This window comes from Flavobacterium sp. Root901 (genome assembly GCF_001429765.1).
GTDB lineage: Bacteria > Bacteroidota > Bacteroidia > Flavobacteriales > Flavobacteriaceae > Flavobacterium.
Genome location: NZ_LMJB01000005.1, coordinates 774,229 through 799,397 on the forward strand (window position 1 = coordinate 774,229; position 25,169 = coordinate 799,397).

12 protein-coding genes and 2 pseudogenes are annotated in these 25,169 nt (G+C 37.6%); 8 read left to right on the top strand and 6 right to left on the bottom strand.

From position 1 onward, the window contains the following. The 8 genes from ASE21_RS21560 to ASE21_RS07130 form a co-directional block, all read left to right on the top strand. Positions 1-775: SprB repeat-containing protein (locus ASE21_RS21560; RefSeq protein WP_206779248.1), on the top strand; the 775-nt coding region annotated here is incomplete at both ends. A gap of 386 nt (positions 776-1,161) precedes the next feature. Beyond that, a partial coding sequence (locus ASE21_RS22440) for a hypothetical protein (protein ID WP_410503560.1) occupies positions 1,162-1,612 on the top strand: 451 nt, incomplete at its 3' end. 434 nt (positions 1,613-2,046) lie between these two features. Continuing rightward, on the top strand, positions 2,047-6,882 hold the full coding sequence (locus ASE21_RS07105; RefSeq protein ID WP_057121908.1) for a beta strand repeat-containing protein: 4,836 nt from the start codon (positions 2,047-2,049) through the stop codon (positions 6,880-6,882). After that, the gene (locus tag ASE21_RS07110) at positions 6,882-7,475 is read left to right on the top strand and encodes a SprB repeat-containing protein (protein WP_262487408.1); all 594 of its coding nucleotides are present in this window, start codon (positions 6,882-6,884) and stop codon (positions 7,473-7,475) included. Before ASE21_RS07105 ends, ASE21_RS07110 begins: the two co-directional genes overlap by 1 nt. Further along, entirely contained in the window at positions 7,430-9,142 is a 1,713-nt protein-coding gene (locus ASE21_RS07115) for a SprB repeat-containing protein (RefSeq protein WP_082603446.1), read from the top strand. Before ASE21_RS07110 ends, ASE21_RS07115 begins: the two co-directional genes overlap by 46 nt. Continuing rightward, positions 9,085-10,179 (top strand): hypothetical protein (locus ASE21_RS07120; protein ID WP_206779249.1); only part of this gene is annotated, 1,095 nt, incomplete at its 3' end. The genes ASE21_RS07115 and ASE21_RS07120, both read left to right, overlap by 58 nt. A gap of 124 nt (positions 10,180-10,303) precedes the next feature. Continuing rightward, positions 10,304-15,400 carry a T9SS type B sorting domain-containing protein gene (locus ASE21_RS22445; protein ID WP_410503561.1) on the top strand — a complete coding sequence of 1,699 codons (5,097 nt, stop codon included), beginning with the start codon at positions 10,304-10,306 and terminating at the stop codon, positions 15,398-15,400. A 43-nt stretch (positions 15,401-15,443) separates the two neighbouring features. Continuing rightward, positions 15,444-16,418: a type IX secretion system membrane protein PorP/SprF gene (locus tag ASE21_RS07130; RefSeq protein ID WP_057122356.1), complete on the top strand. Its 975-nt coding sequence runs from the start codon at positions 15,444-15,446 to the stop codon at positions 16,416-16,418. 308 nt (positions 16,419-16,726) lie between these two features. On the opposite strand, the pseudogene ASE21_RS07135 reads toward ASE21_RS07130, so the two are convergent. The 6 genes and pseudogenes from ASE21_RS07135 to ASE21_RS07160 all read right to left on the bottom strand — a co-directional run bounded on the left by ASE21_RS07135 (position 16,727) and on the right by ASE21_RS07160 (position 25,149). Then, positions 16,727-17,403 (bottom strand): annotated as a pseudogene (locus ASE21_RS07135) (IS1 family transposase). A gap of 242 nt (positions 17,404-17,645) precedes the next feature. Next, complete coding sequence (locus ASE21_RS07140; protein WP_057121913.1) at positions 17,646-18,140, bottom strand: hypothetical protein; 495 nt, start codon at positions 18,138-18,140, stop codon at positions 17,646-17,648. A gap of 5 nt (positions 18,141-18,145) precedes the next feature. Beyond that, positions 18,146-20,077 carry an RHS repeat domain-containing protein gene (locus ASE21_RS22240; protein WP_057121914.1) on the bottom strand — a complete coding sequence of 644 codons (1,932 nt, stop codon included), beginning with the start codon at positions 20,075-20,077 and terminating at the stop codon, positions 18,146-18,148. A gap of 70 nt (positions 20,078-20,147) precedes the next feature. After that, positions 20,148-21,242, bottom strand: coding sequence for a DUF6443 domain-containing protein (locus ASE21_RS22245; protein ID WP_057121915.1), 1,095 nt, complete (start codon positions 21,240-21,242; stop codon positions 20,148-20,150). 26 nt (positions 21,243-21,268) lie between these two features. Further along, a pseudogene (locus tag ASE21_RS22250) lies at positions 21,269-21,642 on the bottom strand (DUF6443 domain-containing protein); the annotation flags it as partial. A gap of 12 nt (positions 21,643-21,654) precedes the next feature. Further along, a complete protein-coding gene (locus tag ASE21_RS07160) occupies positions 21,655-25,149 on the bottom strand; it encodes a hypothetical protein (RefSeq protein ID WP_057121917.1) in 3,495 nt (1,164 codons plus the stop codon). Positions 25,150-25,169 lie beyond the last annotated feature (20 nt).

The following is a 25,169-nucleotide window of genomic DNA, read 5'->3' on the forward strand; positions in this document are numbered from 1 at the left end:
TTTAACTTTTGCTTCAACAGCGGTTACTTGTACGGCTACAACAGCAACAGTTACATTAACAGCCGTAAACGGAGTTGGAGCTTTACAATATGAAACAATTGCTCCATCAACRGCAATTATTSCAAAACAAACTTCTAATTCATTTGCWAACTTAGCTCCTGGATCTTATACTTTCAGAGTTACAGATGCAAACGGATGTTATTATACAGAGCCTTACATTGTAAATCCGGTTATTCCGATTGCMRTTACAGGAAATAAAACAAGTGATGTTTTATGTAGAGGCGGTAACACAGGATCAGGTACTTATACTGTTTCTGGAAATGCTGTAGCTGGTGCTTATACATTTACTTTAACAGCAGGMACTCTAGGTTCAGGAACATTAACAAAATCAGGAAATACATTAACATTATCAAATGTTGCAGCAGGAACATATACTGTTCAGGTAACTGATACTGCTACAGGATGTAATAATTCTGCCAGTATTGTTATTGGCCAGCCAGCTGCTGCTTTAGCAATTACAACAGCGGTCGCTACAAACGTAAATTGTAATAACGATAATTCACAAATTACAGTTACAGTAACAGGCGGTACACCAAATTATACTTACGCTTTCGCGAAAAGCCCGTCAACTGTTCCATCATCGACTTATGGCAACAGTTCAGTTTTAACTGTAGACACTAATTCGGGAGCTGATTTAGTTTGGGATGTTTATGTAAAAGACGCCAATGGATGTACAGCTAAATCAACTGTTACCGTTATTCTGGATTCAATGCCANACTAATTCGGGAGCTGATTTAGTTTGGGATGTTTATGTAAAAGACGCCAATGGATGTACAGCTAAATCAACTGTTACCGTTATTCTGGATTCAATGCCGGCAATCACAAATGTGACGGTTAATAACCAATGTACAGCTTCAGGAAGCGGATTTACCATTACTGCAACTGCGACAGGATTAGCACCACTAACATATGGAATTGGCGGTCCAACAGGAACGTTCCAAACATCAAATACATTTACAGTCGCTGCAGGAACTTATACAGTGTATGTAAAAGATAAAAACGGATGTATTGTTTCGGCTCCGGCTGCAACAGTAGTTTATCCGCAATTAACGGCTGCTGGAACTGTTACAAAAGAATTAGATTGAAGATAAAAACGGATGTATTGTTTCGGCTCCGGCTGCAACAGTAGTTTATCCGCAATTAACGGCTGCTGGAACTGTTACAAAAGAATTAGATTGTACAGCTGCTCCAAACGCAACAATTACAGTTACGATTGGCGGTGGTAAATCTACTTATACTTATACAGTACAAAAAGGTGCAGGTACACCAAGTGCACCAAGTGCTCCAATTGCTGGACCAACGTTTACTTATACAGTAACACCTGCCAATGCAGATACTTATACATTTGTAATTACAGATTCTAACAGCTGTACAAAAACTGCAGTTGTTACTGTTTCTCCAATTACGAACCCAACAGTTACAGCTGCTCAGGTAAATGCAAGCTGTAACGGAGCTGCTGATGGTTCGGTTACTTTAACAGGTGCTGGAGGATCAGGCGGATTTACATACAGCAACAATGTTGCAGGGCCGTTTACAACTAATCCGGTATTTANCTGCTGATGGTTCGGTTACTTTAACAGGTGCTGGAGGATCAGGCGGATTTACATACAGCAACAATGTTGCAGGGCCGTTTACAACTAATCCGGTATTTACAGGATTAGCAGCAGGAACTTATACTTTCTATGTAAAAGACAGTAAAAACTGTACAGGATCAGTAGCGGTTACCATTACACAGCCTGTAACATTAGCTGCTACAACTACAGTTGTTCCATTCTCTTGTAACACTTCAAATGGAAAAGTTGCAGGAACAGTTACTATCAATGTAACAGCAGGAACAGGAACTGCCCCTTACGAATACAGCTTTAATGGAAGCGGATACAGCTCAAATAATGTTTTAACATTAAAAATGATAATGGAGCTGACCAGCCCTATACATACTCAGTTAGAGATGCAAAAGGCTGTCCGGTAACAGGTTCAGGAACTTTATTGAGATTAAACCCTCCAACAGATTTAACTTTTGCTGCTCCGGCAGTTACTTGTACGGCTACAACAACGACTGTTACTTTAACAGCAACAAACGGAGTTGGAACTTTACAATATGAAACAATTGCACCGTCTCCGGTAATCATCGCTAAACAAACATCTAATGCTTTTGCAAACCTTGCACCAGGTACTTATATGTTTAAAGTTACAGATGCAAACGGATGTTATTATACAGAATCATTTAAAGTAAATCCGGTAACACCAATTACAGTTGTTGCTAGTAAATTAAGTGATGTATTGTGTAATGGAGGAAATACTGGATCTATCAGATTAAATGTTTCTGGTTTCGGATCTACTTATTCTTATACAGTTAACGGCGGGACTGCTGTAACTGGAGTAAGCACTTCAACAGTTACTCTTCCAAACTTAACAGCAAATACTTATGCAATTGTTGTTACTGATGAGGTAACAGGTTGTACAGCAAATACTTCAATCACAATAAATCAGCCTGCTGCTGTTTTATCTGCAACATATGCTGCAGTAAATGCAAACTGTTTTGTTAGTACATCTGCAGTAACTGTTACTGCAGCGGGAGGAACACCAATCTACAGATATTCATTCGTTCAGGATGGTGCTGCAGTTGGAGCTTATTCTAACAATAATAAAGCAAACTTAGATCCAGCAGTTAACTTAAACTGGGATGTATATGTAATTGATGCTAATGGATGTACTACTAAATTAGACATTACAATTTCTAAAGATCCAGTGCCGACTGTTACAGCATCTGCTGCCGGTCAGTGTTTTGGTGTAGGAAGTTATACAATTACTGCAACACCTGGTACAGGGTTAGTGGCACCATTAAGCTATAGTATTAATGGCGGAGCTTCTTATCAGGCTGGTAACACTTTTGTTGTTACTACTCCTGGAAGTTATACGGTTAAAATTAAAGACGGTAACGGATGTACTGCAGATAGTAATGTTGTTATTGTTAATAACGCATTAACATTGAATGCTGTATTAGATAAAGATATTACATGTTCAGTTCCAACTGCTGCTCAGGTTACCTTGACGCCAACGGGAGGAAGCGGACCATTTACTTATACAAGCTCTCCTAATACAGGAACATTTGCCGGAAATGTATTTACAACTGGTACTGCTGGTTCATATACTTTCACAGTAACAGATTCAAGAGGATGTACTGCTGCATCTTCTGCAGTTATCATTACTACACCAGTATTACCTGAGATTACAGGAGTTACACAAACTCAAAGTATAAACTGTAATGGTGATGCTACAGCGGCTATTGCTATTACTATTGATAATACAAAAGGTCAGGCACCATTTGTATATACAGTTTTAAATACAACAACTGGAGTTAATTACGGTTCACAAACATCTGGCCTAGCAGCTGGTAATTACGTGATTACTGTAACTGACGCAAAAGGTTGTACAGACACAGACAATATTAACATTACACAGCCAACACCAATTGTTGTTAACAGAACGGTTACTCCAATTACTTGTGGTGCTGGAGGTGTTTCTTTAGGAGCTATTACAATCAATTCTGTTTCTGGAGGAACTCCAAATTATATTTACCACGTAACAGGAGTAAATGGTTATAATAAACAAATTACTAATCAAACAGGAGCTACTGTTGTTTTTGAAGTAGTTGACTTTGGTTTATATCAAATCATAATTACAGACGCAAATGGTTGTACAAATATTGAACAAAATGTATTTGTTGCATCTCCACCAGATGATCTTGATATTACAGTAACACCACCACCGGCTGATTGTTCTTCATTAGGTTCAGCAGTTGTAGCTATTGGTGCGGGATCAACTAATATCACAGGTCCTGGTCCTTTCCATTTCGCTGTTTACACAGGTCCTGGAATGACTTATACTGCACCTACAGCACTTCCATGGTATGATGAAGATGCTCCGGGAAGTAAGAAAACGTCTATTCCTAATTTATTGCCGGGTGTTAAATATACATTCATCGTACATGACGGACTTACAGGTTGTTACTATTATGAAACAGCTCAATTCCCTATTCCAACGAACTCTACTTTAACTGTAACCGGATTAACAGCTAATAATGTTACTTGTAAAGGAAGTAACAATGGAAATGTTTCACTTACAATAAACAGTACATATCCAATCGCAACACCAATTAGTTATGAGATATTCAACTCTTTAACTATGGTAACTACCGGAGTTACTGGTACAGGAACTGTTCCGGCTAACGGTTCACTTTCACTTAACAACATCGGGGCATTAGGTTTTGGAAATTACGTTGTTGTAATTAAAGAAACTGCAGGTGCTACCAACGCTGGATGTAGTGTTGCTACAAATACATTTAATATTACTGAATCGGCTATTGATTTATCAGTTACAGCTTCTGTTACTAAAAATGCAAATTGTAATCCAAACTCTGGTATAATTACAGCAATTGCAAAAGACGGAACAGGACCATATACTTATCAGTTATTATTATCGACAGATCCTGCACCAACAGCAGCTACTGCTGGATGGGCTTCTGTAAATACGTTTAACAGAAATGCAGGAAGCTATATTGCTTATGCAAAAGATGCTTATGGATGTATTAAATTTGCAGCTGTTACATTAAATAAAGATGCTGACCCAACAATTACAGCACCTGCTGAAATTTGTTATGATGGTAATCCATTTACAATAGCAATTACAGGAACTGTTGATCCTGCAATTGTTGGAGGAGCTACTTATAGCGTAAACGGAAGTACTTTCCAGACAAGTCCAAACTTTACGTTTAACGCTTCTGGTATTTATACTTTAGTAATTAAAGATGGTAACGGTTGTACGGCTACCACTACTTATGAAGTTAAACCACAATTACAATTAAATGCTTTATTAACTAAAGAGTTAGATTGTACAGCAACTCCAAATGCTGAAATTACATTAACAGCTACAGGAGGTTACAATACAGCATATACTTATGAATATTCTACCGATGGTGGTTTTTCATATACGTTAATGGCATCAAATGTTTTATCAACTAGTGTTTTAGGAAATTATACATTTAGAGTTAGTGACGCTAAACTGCCAACAGCATGTCAGGCTACTACTACTTTAACATTAGATCCTATCCAGCCTACTGTGTTCACTACAGTTCAAACAGATGTTAGCTGTAACGGTGGTGCAGATGGAACTATTACTGTAAATGTTACTTCAGGAGTTGGTCCTTACGAATATCAATTAGATGGTGGAGCTTTCCAGACTTCTAACGTTTTCACAGGATTAACAGCAGGAAGTTCATATATTATTACGGTAAGAGATGCTAAATCTTGTTTATACCCAAGTTCAGCAATTATTATTGCTCAGCCAAGTGCTTTAACAGCTACTTCTACTCTTACGACAGCATTAACATGTGCTGCCGGAAATGTGCCGACTAAAGCTGTAGTTACAGTAACTGGTGCGGGAGGTACTGCTCCATATTTATATAGTTTTGATGGTGGCACAACATATACAAGTACAGATACATACGAAGCATTTGCCGGAACAACATTTAATGTTTTAGTTAAAGATGCAAAAGGATGTATTTTCACTTTAACAAATGGTGTTGATATTCCAGCATTAAACCCGCCAACGATTACAAATATTACTGGAACACCTGTTTATTGTGCTCCTGCTGCAAACACTACAAGTACAGTTACTATAACAACAACTAATGGTGTTGGTACTTTAGCTTATGCTATTTTATCACCAGCTAGTGCAACTACAAATGTTTCAGGTGCTTCCAGCGGAATATTTACTTCTCTGGCTCCGGATACTTACTTATTTGAAGTAACAGATGCTAACGGATGTAAAGATCAAAAATCATATACTGTTGATCCGGTAACTAATATTACAGTTGCAGGTCAGTTAGTGAATAATGTAATTTGTAATGGAAATGCAAATGGAGCGGTTAAATTTACTGTCGCAAATTACGGCGGTACTTACACAGCTTCATTAACTGCAGGAACAGGTACATTAGTGCAGACAGGAAATACAGTAGATGTAACAGGATTAGTTCCTGGAACATATACAGTTCTGGTTACAGACAATGTTACAGGATGTACAGCAACTGCTTCAGTTGTGGTTACTCAGCCAACGGTATTAAACCTTAACTTAGTGAGCAACGTAAATGCAAATTGTAATTCTGGTGCAAAAGTTGAAGTTATTGCTTCAGGTGCAACACCAAACTATACTTATGCATTTGTTCAGGATGGAGCTACTCCAGCTGCTGGAGATTACACAAACAGTGCAAGTGCAGTATTAGATCCTACAGTAAACACTTTATGGGATGTTTACGCTAAGGATGCAAATGGATGTACTACTAAAATCGATGTAACAATTGCTACAGATGCATTGCCAACAATCAATTCATCAGCAGGATTATACTGTTACACAGGAGGTCCAGTGCCAATTACAATTACAGGAACTTATGTTGGAACTCCAACATATAGTATAGGTAACGGATACCAGTCAAGCCCTAACTTTGTATTGAATGCACCAGGAAATTACACATTCTATATTAAAGATGGTAACGGATGTATCGTTTCAGCTCCTTATACATTAAATCAGCAATTATTATTACAGGCTACTTTAACACAAGATTTAACTTGTGCAGGATCAGCTGTTATCACATTATTGGCAACTCAGGGTACTCTTTCTTATACAGGATTTGAAGTTGACTTTAATGGAGGAGGATACTTCCCTGCAACATCACCTTACACGGCTGCAGCTGCTGGAACTTATACTTTCAGAGTAACAGACAGCCAGGGATCAGCCAGGGATGTCAGGCAGTTTCTATTCCGGTAATAGTAACACCTACAACAACTCCATCGGCAACATTTACACAAACAAATGTGAGCTGTATTGGAGGCAATAACGGAAGTATCATTGTTACTGCTGCTAATGGAATTACTCCATACCAGTACAGTATCAACGGAGGAGCATTCCAGGCTTCAAATATATTCACAGGATTAGCTGCGGGAACTTACAATATTGTAGTTCGCGATGCTAAACAATGTTCTTCAGTGACTGTAACAGCTACGATTACTGAGCCGACAGCTCTTGCAGCAACAGCTACGTTGACACAAGGTTTAACTTGTGGTACAGGTAATGCTACTCAACCAGCAGTTGTTACAATCAATGTAACAGCAGGAACAGGAACAGCTCCTTATCAGTACAGCTTCAACGGAGGAACAAATTACAGCGCAGTAAATACATTTACTACATATAATTCAGGAACAGTTACAGCTTACGTAAAAGATGCTAACAACTGTATTATTGCGGTACCGCTTACAATTAATATCCCAGCGTTAAATGCGCCGACAAATATGGATATTACAGGAACACCAATTTATTGTGCTCCGGCGGCAAGTATGAGATTCTTTCTCCAATTGTTGTAGCGAAACAAACTTCAGCAGTATTTGCAGGATTAACTCCAGACACTTATTTATTCCAGGTGACTGATGCTAATGGTTGTACTTACAAGGAATCATATACTGTTTTACCAGTAACTAACATTACAGTTGCAGGTCAATTAATAAGTAACGTTACTTGTAACGGAAATACAAATGGTGCAGTTAGATTTACTGTTGCTAATTATGGAACTTCTTATACTGCAACATTAACTGCAGGAACAGGTACATTAACTCAAACAGGAAATACTGTAAACGTGACAGGATTAGTTCCTGGTACATACACAGTTCAGGTTGTTGATGGAACAACAGGATGTACTGCAACTGCTTCAGTAGTTGTGACTCAGCCAACAGTTCTAAACCTTAACTTAGTGAGCAACGTAAATGCAAATTGTAATTTCGGAGCTAAAGTGACTGTTTTAGCAAATGGAGGAACGCCAAACTATACTTATGCATTTGTTCAGGATGGAGTTACACCAGCTGCTGGAGATTATACAAATAGTGCAAATGCAGTATTAGCACCGACTGTAAACACTCTATGGGATGTTTACGCTAAAGATGCAAACGGATGTACAGTGAAACTTGATGTAACAATTGCTACAGATGCATTGCCGACAATCAATCCATCAACTGGATTATATTGTTACACAGGAGGCCCGGTTCCAATTACAATTACAGGAACTTATGTTGGAACTCCAACATATAGTATAGGTAACGGATACCAGTCAAGCCCTAACTTTGTATTGAATGCGCCAGGAAACTATGTATTCTATATTAAAGACGGTAACGGATGTATCGTTTCAAGCCCTTATACATTACGTCAGGAATTGTTACTAAAAGCTACTTTAACACAAGATTTAACTTGTGCAGGATCAGCTAGTATCACATTATTAGCAACTCAGGGTACTCTTTCTTACACAGGATTTGAAGTTTCCTTTAACAGCGGAGCATATGCTGCTGCCACATCACCTTATACTGCAACTGCTGCTGGAACTTACACTTTCAGAGTAACAGACAGTCAGGGATGTCAGGCAGTTTCTATTCCGGTAGTAGTAACGCCAACAACAACTCCAACAGCAACGTTTACACAAACAAATGTGAGCTGTATAGGAGGCAATAACGGAAGTATCATTGTTACTGCTGCTAATGGAATCACTCCATACCAGTACAGTATCAATGGAGGAGCATTCCAGGCTTCAAATATATTCACAGGATTAGCTGCGGGAACATACAACATTGTAGTTCGCGATGCTAAACAATGTTCTTCAGTAAGCGTACAAGCTACGATTACTGAGCCGACAGCTCTTGCAGCAACAGCTACGTTGACACAAGCTCTAACTTGTGGTACAGGTAATTCAACTCAACCAGCAGTTGTTACAATCAATGTAACAGCAGGGACAGGAACAGCGCCTTATCAGTACAGCTTCAACGGAGGAACAAATTACAGCGCGGTAAATACGTTGACTACTTATAATGCAGGAACAATTACAGCTTATGTAAAAGATGCTAACAACTGTATTATTGCAACGCCGGTTACTATTACTATCCCAGCGTTAAATGCGCCGACAAATATGGATATTACAGGAACACCAATTTATTGTGCTCCGGCGGCAAGTACAACAAGTACTATGAGATTCTTTCTCCAATTGTTGTAGCGAAACAAACTTCAGCAGTATTTGCAGGATTAACTCCAGACACTTATTTATTCCAGGTGACTGATGCTAACGGTTGTACTTACCAGGAATCATATACTATTAACCCGGTAACAAATATTACAGTTTCTGGTCAATTAGTAAGTGATGTAGTTTGTAATGGACAGTCAAATGGCGCTGTTAAATTTACAGTTGCAAATTACACAGGAACTTACACAGCAGTATTAACTGCAGGAACAGGTACACTAACTCAAACAGGAAATACTGTAAACGTGACAGGATTAGTTCCGGGAACTTACACAGTTCTTATTACTGACGGAGTTACAGGATGTACAGCAACTGCTTCAGTAGTTGTAGCGCAACCAACAGCTCTAGGTCTTAATGTTGTAAGCAACATAAATGCAAATTGTAATTTCGGAGCTAAAGTTGAAGTTCTTGCTTCTGGCGGTACTCCAGTTTACAAATATGTATTCGTTCAGGACGGAGTTACACCAAATGTTTTAGATTACGATACTGTTGCAAGTGCTGTATTAGACCCAACTGTAAATACACAATGGGATGTTTATGCAATGGATGCAAACGGATGTACTACTAAAATCGATGTAACAATTGCTACAGATGCATTGCCAACAATCAATTCATCAGCAGGATTATATTGTTACACGGGAGGTCCGGTTCCAATTACAATTACAGGAACTTATGTTGGAACTCCAACATACAGTATAGGTAACGGATACCAGTCAAGCCCTAACTTTGTATTGAATGCACCAGGAAACTATGTATTCTATATTAAAGATGGCAACGGATGTATCGTTTCTAGTCCGTATACATTAAATCAGGAATTACTATTACAGGCTACTTTAACACAAGATTTAACTTGTGCAGGATCAGCTGTTATCACATTATTGGCAACTCAGGGTACTCATACTTACACAGGATTCGAAGTTGACTTTAATGGAGGAGGATACTTCCCTGCAACATCACCTTACACGGCTGCAGCTGCTGGAACTTATACTTTCAGAGTAACAGACAGCCAGGGANGAAGTTGACTTTAATGGAGGAGGATACTTCCCTGCAACATCACCTTACACGGCTGCAGCTGCTGGAACTTATACTTTCAGAGTAACAGACAGCCAGGGATGTCAGGCAGTTTCTATTCCGGTAATAGTAACACCTACAACAACTCCATCGGCAACATTTACACAAACAAATGTGAGCTGTATTGGAGGAAATAACGGAAGTATTATTGTTACGGCTGCTAATGGAGTTGTTCCATATCAGTATAGTATCAACGGAGGAGCATTCCAGGCTTCAAATATATTCACAGGATTAACTGCGGGAACTTACAATATTGTAGTTAGAGATGCTAAACAATGTTCTTCAGTAAGCGTACAAGCTACAATTACGGAGCCAGCTGCTCTTGCTGCAACTGCGGTATTAACTCAAAGTTTAACTTGTGGTACAGGTAATGCCACTCAACCAGCAGTTGTTACAATCAATGTAAATGCTGGAACAGGAACAGCGCCTTATCAGTACAGTTTCAATGGCGGAACGAATTATAGTGCTGTAAATACTTACACTACTTATAATGCAGGAACAGTTACAGCTTATGTAAAAGATGCTAATAACTGTATAATTGCTGTACCAGTAAGTGTTACAATTCCGGCACTGGATCCTCCAACAATCGATTCTGTAACAGGAACAGATATTTGGTGTACACCAGCTGCTAACACAACAAGCACAGTTACTGTAACTGTTTCACATGGTGTTGGTGCATTACACTACGAGATTCTTTCTCCTGCCAGCGCAGTTACAAATGTTTCTGGTGCTGCAAACGGAATCTTTACAGGTTTAACAGCAGATACTTATTTATTCCAGGTAACTGACGCAAACGGATGTAAAGACGATGTGTATTACACAGTTGATCCGTTATTAAACATTACAGCAGCAGGTCAGTTAATTAATGACGTAAGTTGTAATGGAGGTTCAAATGGATCAGTGAAATTTGATGTTGACAATTTCAACGGAGCTTATACAGCTGCTTTAATTGGAGGACCAACAACAGGAACTTTAACTCAGGTTGGAAAAGTTGTAACATTAACAAATTTACCAGTTGGTACGTATACAGTTGAAGTTACAGATACTACAACAGGATGTAAAAATTCAGCTTCTGTAACAGTTGGTGAGCCTGCAGTGTTAACATTAACACAGACAGCTAATGTAAATGCGAATTGTAATTCAGGTGCTCAGGTTAGCGTAACTGCTGCAGGTGGAACGCCAGATTACCAATATGCTTTCATTGCCGGAACGGGAACTCCAACAGCGGCAGATTATACAAATAGCAGCAATGCTGTTTTAGATCCGGCTGTTAACCTAAACTGGAGAGCATACGTATTAGATTCTAAAGGTTGTGAAACATTTATTCCAATTACAATTGCAGTAGATCCATTACCAAGTGCAATAACAGCTAATGTTACAAGCCAATGTCCTACGGCAGCAGGCGAATATACATTTACAGTTACTGTTGGTTCTGGTGTTGCGCCTTACGAATACAGTATTGGAGCAGGTTTCCAGACAAGCCCTACATTTACTGTAAACGCTGGAGGAACATATGATGTAACAGTAAGAGATGCAAACGGATGTACAGCAACAGCAGCAGCTGCGGTAACTATCACTCCGGCTTTACAGTTAGAGACTACAGTTACAACATTGCCAAGCTGTACATTTAATAATGGTGTAATTACTGCTACTGCAACAGGAGGTTCAGGAACAGCTAATTATAGATATACTTTAGACGGAGGTGTAATCGTAAATACTACACCGGCTGTATTTAACAACGTTGCCCCTGGTACACACGTTATCAGAGTAAGAGACGTATTGACAACTTGTGACTTTAATGTTACTATTGTAATCGATCCGGCAACAGTAATTACAGGATTTACTTTAAACGGAACAAATGTTTCTTGTAAAGGAAATACTGATGGATCTATCACAGCTAATATAGCTCCAAGTGCTCCAGGTGTAAACGATAATCCGGTTTATACTTATACATTAACAGGAACTACTGCTTTAGGAGCAGCTGTTAACAGACCAGCTCAGACTCAAAACATTTTTGAAAACCTTGCGGCTGGAGATTATACCGTAACAGTAACTTCTGGAAGAGGTTGTGTTGATTCTGAAGATATTAGAATTGCAGAGCCAAATGTAATTACAGTTAATGCACCAGTTATTACACAATACAATTGTACAGCTGGAACAAATGTTCCAAACTATGCAGTTATTACAGTAAATAGTGTTACAGGTGGTTCTGGAACTTATACAATTTATGAGTTCTTCAAAAATGGCGTTTCAGTTCAAAAAGGAGCTGGTAATGCTTATAGTGAATCAGACTTCACAGGTGGAAACTACACTGTAAATGTTTACGATGATAAAGGATGTATGGGATCAAGCACAGGAACAATAACTGTTAATCCATTCATTCGTTTAGATGAAATAAATGTAGCTGTAAATACTGCCGTAACTTGTATTTCTAATGAAGATATTACAGTAACTGTAACATCAATCGGAGGAACGCCGGCATTATTAAACTATACAGTTGCAGGAACTGATGGAAACACATTTAACCAAACAAATACAAGTGGTGTCTTCACAGGATTAACGATAGGAAATTACATTATTACCGTTACTAATCCTGCAACAGGATGTTCAATTGAACAGGCACATTATGTGAATGACCCTAATACATTCCAGATTAACGCAGTTGCGGTTAACGGACAAATCTGTTACGGTACTGCAAACGGAAGTGTTGACTTAACTTTTGTAGATAATCAATTGAATCCTACAGATGATGCAGGTCCATTCAACTATGTAATTACAGGTCCGGTTCCTAGTAACGGAACTTCTGCAAATGCAGGTCCGGTTAGAATTTCTAACTTAACTGCAGGTCAGTATACAGTGGTGGCAACTTTAGTGAATAACCCTTTCTGTACAGTAAATACATTGTTTACAATAGAACAGCCGGCAGCAGCTCTTTCTGTAACTACTGCTAAGTCTGATATTACTTGTGTAAAAGGAAATAACGACGGAGAAATCACTGCTTCTGCAGCTGGCGGATGGGATAATAAATACGAATACCAATTGGTATTAAACGGAACTACTTTAGTAGATTATTCAGCTCAATATGTATGGTCTGGATTATCAGCAGGAAACTATACAATTAACGTTAGAGATAATGTTGGATGTATCGCTACAGCAACAGAAGTATTAGTTGTTCCTGCACCAATTTTGGTTAATGCATCAGCAGCATCTACAACATTAACATGTTTCGGAGATAAAAAAGGAGTTATTACAGTTGCTCCTCCAACAGGCGGACAAGGAAGTAATTATCAGTATACTTTAAATATTCTTTCGGCAAATCCAGTAGTTGTTTCTGGACCACAGCTTAGCCCAATTTTCAGCGGATTAGGTGCCGGAACTTACAGTATCACTGTTACAGACGGATTTAGTTGTTCTGCAACTTCAGCAAACATTGTGATCAGTGAGCCAACAGAAGTTATTCCAACTTTAGTTGAAACTACTTCACAAACATGTTTAACTCAGGCAACACTTACTTTAAGTGCAGTAGGCGGAACAGCTCCTTACACTTATAGTATTGATGCTAATTTTGGAACAACTATAGGAACATTTACATCTTCAGTTACCTTCCCGGTTGCTGTTGGTAAATACAGCTACTATGTAAAAGATGCAGCAGGATGTGTTGGATATGTTTCTAATGAGATCGTAATCGATCCGCTGGAACCACTAGATATCGATGTTGATGTTACAAACGCAGTTGTAAAATGTACAGGTGAAGCTACAGGAGTTATTGTAGCTGAGGCCAAAGGCGGATTAGGAAACTATATCTACAGATTAGAAGATACAGCTGGAAATATTATCCAGGGTCCAAAAGATAACGGTATTTTCGAAGACTTAGTAATTGGAGATTATGTAGTTAAAGTAGAAAGCGGAGATTGTGATGATACGTCAGCAGTAATTACAATCAATGAACCGCCAGTTGCTTTACAAGCGCAGTTTACTCCAACAAACGTTTCATGTTTCGGTGAAAACAATGGTAAAATTGTTGTAACAGCAACAGGAGGAACAGGAGTTATTAAATATGCAATTTCACCAGACTTGAATCAGTTTGATACAATCAGTGTGTTTGATAAACTTCCGGCAGGAACATATACAGTAATTGCACAAGACGAAAACGGATGTTACGTAATGACTGATGTAATAATCACGCAGCCGGCAGCACCGCTTATCGTTACAATTACGCCTAACTCAATATTAGGAGAACAATGTAAAGGAGACTTAAATGGAGAATTTACAATTGATATTACTGGCGGAACAGCTCCATACACTGTGAGTCTAGATTTACCAAATGGTCCTTTTGATCCGATTACCGGAGCTCAGCATACATTTGATGGTCTTGCAGGAGGTAACCATACAGCTTTCGTTCGAGATGCAAACGGATGTAACTTCGAAATTGATGTTCTTGTACCATTAGCAGTTGACATCGATCCACAAGCAGAAGTTGTATACGGTTGCGAAACAAATACAGTAACGGTAACTATCGATCCATCTGTAGATGCAGCTGATGTTGATTATGCTTTAGATTCTAATGCTGGTCCATTCCAGTTAGAAAATGTATTTAAAGATCTTGTTCCTGGGGATCACGTAATTTATGCAAGACATACTAACGGATGTATCCAGCCAACAGCAAGTTTCAATATTCAGGCATTTGATAAATTACATATTCAATTAGCTGCAGGACAGCCGGAGATGAATGTAATTTCTGTAACTGCAATTGGTGGAAGACCTGATTACGAATACAGTTTCAACGGAGGTCCGTTTACATCTGATACTAAATTCAAAATCTACAAATCTGGAGATTATGTAATTACGGTAAGAGATCAGAATGGTTGTACAGACACAATTACGGTTCCAATGACTTACATTGATGTTTGTCTTGACAATTACTTTACACCAAACGGAACTCACGATGGTTGGGGACCTGGTTGTACAAATATTTACACGAATCTTGAGTTTGCGATCTTCGATAGATACGGACGTCAGATTGCTAAATATCATTATGGTCAAAAATGGGATGGTAGATACAATGGCGAGGAATTACCAACAGGTGATTACTGGTATGTTCTTAAACTTAATGACGTGAATGATGCAAGAGAGTTTGTTGGACATTTCACTTTATACAGATAACAAAATAATAGCCCCTATGATGTTATCTAAAAAAATTAATACAATGAAAAAGTTTATTTTATCCTTAGTACTCATGGCTGTAACAACAAGTTACAGCCAAGAGTTAAACCTACCAGTTTTTACTCAGTATTTAGCTGATAACCCTTTTGTGCTTTCTCCTGCCTATGCAGGTATTGGTGATAACCTTAGAATTAGAGCCAATGGTTTAATACAATGGGTTGGAATTAAAGACGCACCAATAAATCAGTCACTTTATGCCGACTTTAGAGTGTTAGATCGTTCAGGTGTGGGTATTTCGTTGTACAACGATAAAAACGGATATACCAGACAAACAGGAGCTAAAGTCTCCTTTGCACATCACCTTATTCTGGATTATTATTCTAAGCAGTATTTATCTTTTGGTATTTCATACAACTTCAATACATTTAGAATTGATACGGATGAGTTTAATACCACTATCGAACATCCTGTTATAGATCCAACAGTTACAGACAATAGATACAATGCCAACAACAACTTTGATATTAGTGCCTTGTACCGAAATAAAGGTTTCTATGTGAGTTTTAATGCTAATAACGTCTTAAAGAAAAATACCGATAAGTATCGAGGTGTAGAACCAGATTTACTTTCAAATTATCAGGTTTATACTGGAATGGTTTTTCATGATGCCGAAAACAATCGTGTCGAATATGAACCATCAGTTTTCTTTCAGTATTTTGCAAGTGATAAACGTTCAACAACCGATATCAACTTCAAATACAGAAGATACAATCGTTACGAAGACTACTATTGGGCAGGAGTTTCCTATCGTTTCTTAAACGACCAGTTTCCAAAACCATTATCAGTTGGACCTATGGTTGGTTTCATGAAGTCTAAGTTTTATTTCGGATATTCATACCAGATTATGTTTAACGATTTATCAGCCTATAATTCAGGTACACACGTTGTAACCATCGGATTTGATTTCTTACAGGCTATCAGTAACTGTCCTTGTACACAGAGTCCGGTACACGATTAATTACAAAAAACGATTAATCTAAAAGACTGAAAAGTCAATATAGTATAAAGCGAGTCGCAGCATTTTGTGTTTTACCGCAATAATTTGAAATAATATGCAATAGCATTAAATTTGAATATATCATTTTGGTCGTCAAAACTGTATATATCAAATTTGATTCATGAAAGCAAAATTTTCACTTTATGGAAAACATATAGTTCTGTGCCTCGCTTTTTTTACTAATGAATATGAAACAAATAATAATGTTTTCGGTTCAGCAAAATTTGTCTATCTGCTACATTCATACAGAAGGCTATTCGGTTTTATTTTCAACTCCAAAAATAAATCTTCAAAACAGCATTAAAAACACTAAGCTTTTACTGAAGCAGATTGTCCGGCGATTTAATCTTTTTAGATGGGTTCTGAGTGTCAGATTCTTCCTTTCGATGTGATTGGTGACAAAACGTTTTACTGAGTGCATTTTCTCGTCAATTAAGTATCTGTAGTTTTTAAGCCTGTCCGTAAAGATCTTTTTTGCTTCTGATAATTTCAGAGTTTCCAAAACAAGGTTCAGAGTTTTATTGGTTCGTTTTCCAACATTAAAACTCACAACTGTTTTAGAATTCTTTTCCAAAGCATAAACCAGCCAGATGTAATTTTTCTTATGCCTAACATAAGTGCACAGCTCATCGACTTCATCCGTTTTGCCTCTGCTGATAATCGGCTTAACGATGTTTCTGGCAATTAAAATGATTCTTTTTAATAGTGTTGTCGTTGATATTTTTAATATTCTTGCCGTGCTTCTTATCCCTAAACCTTCTTTGGTTAATTGGATAATATTCTGGTTTATCTCTGCCTTATAAGCAAGATATGCATAATTTTCAACTTTAGTTTTCCCGCATGCTCTGCAAATATATCTTTGAGTACCAGACTTTGTCTTTCCATATTTTATCATCTTTCGAATATCATCAACACATCTGCAACACCTAGTCTGGTTTGACTCCATTTTTTTCGATTTAAAGCATTATAAAATAAAAAAACAGCCCAAAGGCTGTTTTAATTTTTATGCTATATTAATGTAAATATCTGATTTTCTGTCAATGTTTGATGCATAATTAGCCACCAACACATGTGATACATTACCCGACCTGCTGGTCGTCTCTTTTCTATGCAATAAATAAAATTTAATATTCTTTTTCAGTAAGTCAAGTGGTTAAATTATAAAAACACCTAATCTGTAACACTACCTTATTTCTTTAAAGGGACATTTAAAAGGTCTGGTTTTACAAATACTAAACCGCTAACACTTTTATAAAAATCTTCTTTTTTCTTCTTTTCAAAAGTTCTTGAAATGTAAAAAACTAGCTTATTTAATGGTTTTTGCTCTTCACAATAATCGCTTAACACAACAATATCTTTGTTTGTCTCAACATTTTTTAACATTAATATGTAGCGTGTTCCATCTGCATAGTCACTTTCAATTGAATCACATTTTGTAAAATCTATATTTTGTATTGATTTATTAATGAAATTCATTTCTGATTTACTAAAGGAGGCTTTATAAATTTTTGGTTGTTGTCCTTTTTCATTAATTAAGACAATTGCATTCCCTTCATTATCAATTTTGAAAGAATTTAAAAATGCATTATATTTAATTGTTAAATCTAAATTGTATGACTTATTTTCTTCTTGCTTACAACTATATAAAAACAGTAAACAAATTAACATAATATTTAATTTCATTTTTTTTAATTTTCTTGATATGTATTAATCATTCTTTTAATATCAGCATCACTTTTTTTGATATTAGCATTTTTATAAAATTCCTTCAAAATTGGAAAAGTTTTCTTATTGAATGTCTGGTTATATTGTTCCATCCAATGTTGTAAAACGTTACTTCTTCCTTTTCGACCTTTAGCTGGGTCACTTTTTATTTGGTCATTTACAGCTTTGACATATTCAGGAAGAACATTTGAAAAATTTAAATTACCATCATCAAAAAAATCTTCAGCATAACTATCAACATGAGCAAAAGATTCATGTGCTATATTATCAATTTCAAAAGCAATTGCTTCAGGGAAAATTTTACTAGAAACATCACTAGCATCTACCATAATGGTAAGTTGAAGGTGCTTTCCTTTTTGTTCATGACTAGTTCTTCCACTCGCAACATCACCCTTCTCTAAACTTCCAAAATTCAAATCTGTATTATTTTTGTCATATTTTCCACTTTCTTCATATTTATGACCAGCAATAACTTGATTCTTTTCTGCAAAATTAGCTAAAAATGCAATTCCAGTTTTTGAACTGGCAAATGCTTCCCAAGCTTTAACTAAATTAGGGTTTTTATACTCTCCTTTATGCTTACCACTAGTATATTTTTGATAAATATATGAATCATCAACATATCTCCCGTCTGGGTCAATAAACCTCACAGGATTATTAAATGTATAAGAATACGGTGTTATTCCAACATAAAATTCAGCTAACGGGTCAGTGTTCATCCAACGACCAATTGCAGGGTCATAATTTCTCCAACCATAGTCATAGAAGTTAAGCCCCAGCTCATCTTGCAATTCTTTCGAATTATACTTGAACTTATTCTCAACACCAGTTTTAACAGAATTATACCCTTCCTGTTTCAATCCAAAAGGGTAGAAATTACTTTCTTCTTTAATAGCAAGTGTTTTATCATAACTCACACGAATGTTGCCTAGGTGATCTTTGTACTGATAAATATATTTATAAGAACCCGATACAGGCTCTACATACCCTTCAGCCGTTGGAAAAAATTTCAAAGAGCCGTTATCGTACTGATATCCTCCGAGATAATCTGTTGTTGTAACACTTGACGGACTTGTTATTGTTACGATCTTTTGAACTTTCTGTCCACCTGCATTGTAAAGATATACAATGTTTCCTGTTGTGGCAAAAGTTATTTTGGTCGGCAGGTTTAAATGGTTATACGTTATGACCGTTATGTTTTTGTTATTGTCTTTGGTCATATTACCATTGGCGTCGTAGCTGTAATCATCTACCGTATTGGCCGCACTGTCTACAAAACCGCCTGCTTTATAAGTTGTCGCATTGTCTACTACTTTTGTAAGCTGGTTTAAACTGTTGCCGGTGCCATAACTGTAGGCTAAATTATCAATCTGTTTTATAGCTGCAGGGTCACCATTACGAGCCAGAGTTAAGATATTTCCGTTTTTATCATACGTTAAAGTTTCATCATAATAATTATTTACAGTTCCGTTTTGTTTAGAAATACCCGTTTTTAAACGGTTCAGATTATCGTATACATAACCATATCCTCTTATCAGCGTCTCTGAGTTATTGCTTGTCCAGTAGGTTTCTGAAATATTTCCATTATATAAAGCACTTACGCCCGCAGTTGTGGCAGTGTTATAATTTAATTTAAAAGCAAAAAGATCTTTAGGGTCTCCCGCTATACTCAGTGCATTTACATTATTAATTGCTGTAAGCCAGCCACGGATATTATACGTATAATTTACATTCTGCGTTGGTGCTGCGGCAGTATTTCCTACTTTTTTAGAAACCAGCTGTCCCAGTTCGTCATAATTGTTGCCGGCCATAAGTTCTATGGTGCCAGAATTGATCTGATGGGTTTGTGTAAGCAGCCTGTCCTGGGCAGAATAAGTAAAGACATCTTTGGTCATAAGCTCGGTATCTGTGCTGAGCCTTTTATGTCTGGTGATACTATATTGTGGTTTGCCTAAAAAGTCCAGTTTACTGTCTGTATACGTATAACCTCCYMAGTGCAGCGGTGCTGGTGGTAAGAACCCTTGTCCATGAGGCAGAGGCAAGTCCTTTTATCTGTGCTGATGTTAATATAGTCTGTGCTTCTACAGATGAAGGCACACCAATAAGAGGGGTGCTTGGAAAAGTATAGTTGTCGTAATAATTAACAGTAAGCAGTTTAAAAGCCGTTGGCGCCACAGCATTGGTATAATATGCGGCAATACCGTCTATAGTCCCGCTGGTCTGCTTACTTTCGTTAATTACCGACGCGCTATTCTGGGCTGTCTGCAGGGTAATCCTTCCGGCAGCTGTTGCTGCCGTAGTTGTTGACCATCCTGTATAGACAGGATGATTAAAAGCATCGTATTTGGTAATAAGCCATCCCACAGTGCTTAAATCTGAAAAAGGGGAATTGGCAGGACCTGTTGCCGCAACACGGTCCAGTTTATCATACACAATAAATTCCCATTGTTTTCCCGGCAGTTTTTTCTCCGCCAGTCGGTTTTCATTATCGTATTTGTACTGATAACATAAATCATTAAGTACGGCAGCGGTAATAGTGCCGTCTGCTTTTGGAGGAATTACATAAGTCAGGTTTCCGTAAATGTCATAGACATAATAAGTATCATGTTTGACCCCCGCATCGTAAGTTCTTTTTAAAACAACCTGTCCTTCTTTATTCTTAAACTCTACCGTCGATCCGTTGATTTCAAGGGGAGAAGCAGCAGTATTTTCATCATAAGTAACGGTTTTGAAAAGCTGTGCAGCGGCATAATACCCGCCGTTTACAAATGAAATATCATATAGTCCGGAAGCAGAATTCCATGTAGTTGTGGCTGTAAGAAGTTTTACATCGCTGGCAATATTGGTCTGGTAATCGATTTTTATCTCATGTCCTGATCCTGATTTCCAGTCATTTCCAGGAGCAGCCTGTTTCAGGACACGGCTTAGGGGAGAAGACTCGAGTTCTTTTCGGCTGAAAGGGTTTGTTGTGGCTTCAAGGGCAGGATTTCCGTTTACCGCCTGGTTAGGGCTTCCGTAATAAGATACCAGTTTTGTTTTGGCGGCAGCATCAAAAGCCATGGCAGAAGTTTCGGCCTTAAAAGGCNTTTCCGTTTACCGCCTGGTTAGGGCTTCCGTAATAAGATACCAGTTTTGTTTTGGCGGCAGCATCAAAAGCCATGGCAGAAGTTTCGGCCTTAAAAGGCAGGTATTCTTCGGCCTGTCTTCCAAAACTATCATATTCCATATGGGTCACGATGTCTTTTCCTGAATGGGACTGCTGATAATCTATTTTCTGCACCGGTCTTCCCAATCCGTCAAAATAGGTTACAGTCTGTGCGGCCTGTGTAATCGTTGGTGCTGTTATTTTTATGGTACTTGCTGTTTTATAAGTAACGGTTTTGATGTAATTCTCCGTTTGTGTCTGGCTGTTTGCCATAAAAGGAAACAAAACCAAAAGAAGTTTTAGGAAATTTTTCATAGTGCTTTTGGTTTATGGTTTGTAGTTGTACTGATTTTCTGAAAGGATATTGCCCTTATTGTCCTTAACCAGTTCCAGTCTGTTATTACTGTCATACTGATAAGTGGCCGTAAACCCTTTTGGGTCTGTTACTGTGCTTACCCCTATAAGCGGTTTATGTGTATAAGTAGTAACCATGGCATTTGGAAGTGCAGACCTTAATGCGTTTAGTGCCGTGATCAGGTCAGCTTCGGTTCCTGAGTCAGACTTTGCCTGCAGGTTTGCTACATATGAAGTAACCTCGCTGTAAGCAGCATTTTCAATCTTGGCAATAGGCTTTGTCTGTCCATATCCCCAGATAATTGCTGTTGGCATACCATTTTCAAGAGTATATTGTAATATGTTCCCTTTAGTATCATACTGGTCAAAAGTGATTTTTTTATCTGCAGTGACCAAAGCAGCAGTTCCTTTGTTGGCATACATATACCTTGGCAGTAATATATTACTTGTGTTTGTGCTTTTTTCGTAAACCGTTTTTTGTTCGGATAATTTTGCTGTGTTTCTGAAATTTTGTGTATCGAGCGGCATTCCAGTCATATTAGCAGCTATTAGCTCGCTTACGAATGGTTCAGCGGCCATTTCAGCATCTTTTGGATAAAAATATTTGGTTTCCAGTGTTTCCAGATTAGAATTAGTGGATGTCTGTGATGATAATAAGGTATGGTTAATCCCCCTGTAATTATAATTTGTAGTTGTAGTTACGGGATTATTTCCATTAGTATCATAAGTAATATCCTGAGTCGATTTTAAGTAATGCCAGAACCCATAGTTTTTGTATGACACAATGCTCAGGTTGTCAATTGCGGCTAGGTTAGTAATGGTTTTTGGAAGTGTAGCCCCATAACAAGGATGCTCGAAATATATAGTCCTGTTGTCATGGCCAGGCGCGATACATGTGTAACCATCTCCGAAAAATATTTCATTCATCAGTATTTGATGTGTGTGATTTGCAACACAGGACGAATAGGGTGTTCTTTTGGTCAGATCTGCAGTTGTACATTCATACGTAACACCTGCCGAAGCAATTTTTTCATAATTTTTTCTGGCGCTGTAGGATATGGCTTCTTTTCTTAAAGCTGTTTTTTCTTCGTATTCATTTATGGTCTGCTTAATGGTTTTAAGATCTTTATTAAAATAGGTTGCTTTTTTTTCAAGACCATTATCCCAGCCCAGGTTAGATAGAGGAACACTTCTTATATCATACATTCCTACGACAAAACCGTCGCCGCCATCACGGTGAACAATAAATTCGTGTTCTTCTCCTCCGTTTAAAAAAGAATCTGATCCATAGGAAACCGTCACATAATTATAAAATACATTTGAACTTCCCGTATCAAATAATGATGACAAACTGCTTGAAGATAAATTTAAATAAGTAGCGGTAGTTATCACACCCTGCATTCCTGCACCTCCGGATCCTATGGTTTTCTCAACTTTATAAAGATCAATATAATAAGGATCCTGTCCTTTGCTACCGGTTGATTTGTTCAGATCGTCCTTTTTCGCATACCAAAACCTTTTGATTACCGGAGCTGATGAGGCAGAAGCATAATCTGAGGTACGCTGCACCCTTATTCCTCCTGTAACAACATTGCCGGGAGTAATAACAGGTTCAGGTAAGTAGCTGTAATTTAGTGTTGATGAAGTACAAAACCAGTCAGAACTTAAACTTATACGATACGTTTGATTTGCTGCAGCCGAAAAATAGAAATTTTTAAGCGCAGCAGCTGTATTTGGGGTTATGCTATAAAAGCCTGAACTTATATCAGCATTATTATCGGTTCTGAAAAGGGGTTCGTATGTGCCTGCAGTAATATTATAAACACTTATAGTGGCCTTGTTTTTGCCTACATTCAAATCCGGATCTGAGCAGTAGAAACTTGTAGCGGCAATAATGGGTATCTTTTGTGCGTTAGCGCCGTTAGTATATATAGACTGCGATGAAGCACTGTTTGAATCTTCTAAAGTAACGGCACTCATAGACTGATAAAGTCTGCTCGGCTGAACCGTGATTTGGCCGTAATAATCGTTAGGTTCATAATCAAATGTGGTATATCCTTTTGTTGGATACGTTATTTTAGTCAATAAACCTATTTTAGCAAAATTCCCATCGGGCTCTTTATTGGCACCGTTATAATTTACAGATCCTAATTCATAAGCTGTAACAGCAGGTATGATATTAGTATTAGTTTTTCCATTATAATAACCCCAATGGTCCTGGCTTAAAGATAATCTTGCCGGAAAACTATTTCTGCTATTGTATTCAAACTGATAGTTTTGGTTCACATCTTTAAACTGGATTTTATCCAAAAAGACCCTGTTATTTGGAGTTGTAGTGTATGTAAAATTGATACGGTCAATTTCTGCGGCAGCATTGTCCTTTATCGTAATCTGAGCTATTTTATTATTGCCGGATGTTACATCTGCACTTGAAGCTGATAAATAAGTAAATGCAACTTCCCCATAAGCAGGATTCGTACTTTTAATTGACTTTATTGCTTTGCCTGTCAGATTTATAGTGTGCTCATACATAGGACTTAACCCTCCTGAGGGCTGCTCAAGATTACCTGCCGCATCGTATTGAATACGAGGGTAAAGCATTCTGTAAGTTTGCGACTTTGATGTGGTATAAGTAGAAACAGCATCATTGAAGGTAAACAAGATCTCATCACCTTTTGGGTGAACGATCCTGCTTAAATACCAGGATGAAACTGTTATATTAGGAATGGAATGACCGCCTCCTAAAACTCTTTGGGTTGTGGTTTCCTGATTATCAAAATAATATTTGACTCCATCAGGTGTTGTAACTACAAAATTTATACTTTCTGAGGTTAATGTATATTCAATTTGTAATTCCTGTGCCGGCATTAAAATGACGCCCCCTTCATTATTAATGATAAACTTACCGGAATATTTTCCAAAATTGAAATTAAAAATATCAGCTTCACTATCAACATCGTTTTCACCAATATATTGGTAGAAATTTAAAGCAGGAGGAGAGTAGCGTCCCATTACTTCTGTTATTGAAATTGGAATAGGAAAATCTCCTCTGGTTTCATCCGGTTTGTCCCTTACGATTCTTGTAATAACACCGCCGAAACTAAGGTTCCAGCTTTGTCCAACATTTGATGAAATTTCATCTACTTTAATTCCGTTAGAACTATAGAACATAGTAAGAGGGACTTCAAGATTAGCAGTTTTATAAGTATAAAGAGGTATGCTGATGTTTTGCGATCCTGTAAATAGACCAATCGGAGTGTTTCCATATGTTCCTAAACCATAAGCTGTTGGAGAAGGAGGTATTATATTTGGTACATATTTACTGGGGTCATTTTCGGATATTTGTGCTTTTAAAGAAACTGTAATTAAAAATGCAATAAAACATAGTAATACAGGAAATGGGTTTTTAAGATTGCTTTTTAGAACAAAAAACGATCTTAAAAAAAACAACGGAAAGAATTTTTTCATTGGCTTTAGTTAGAATATTT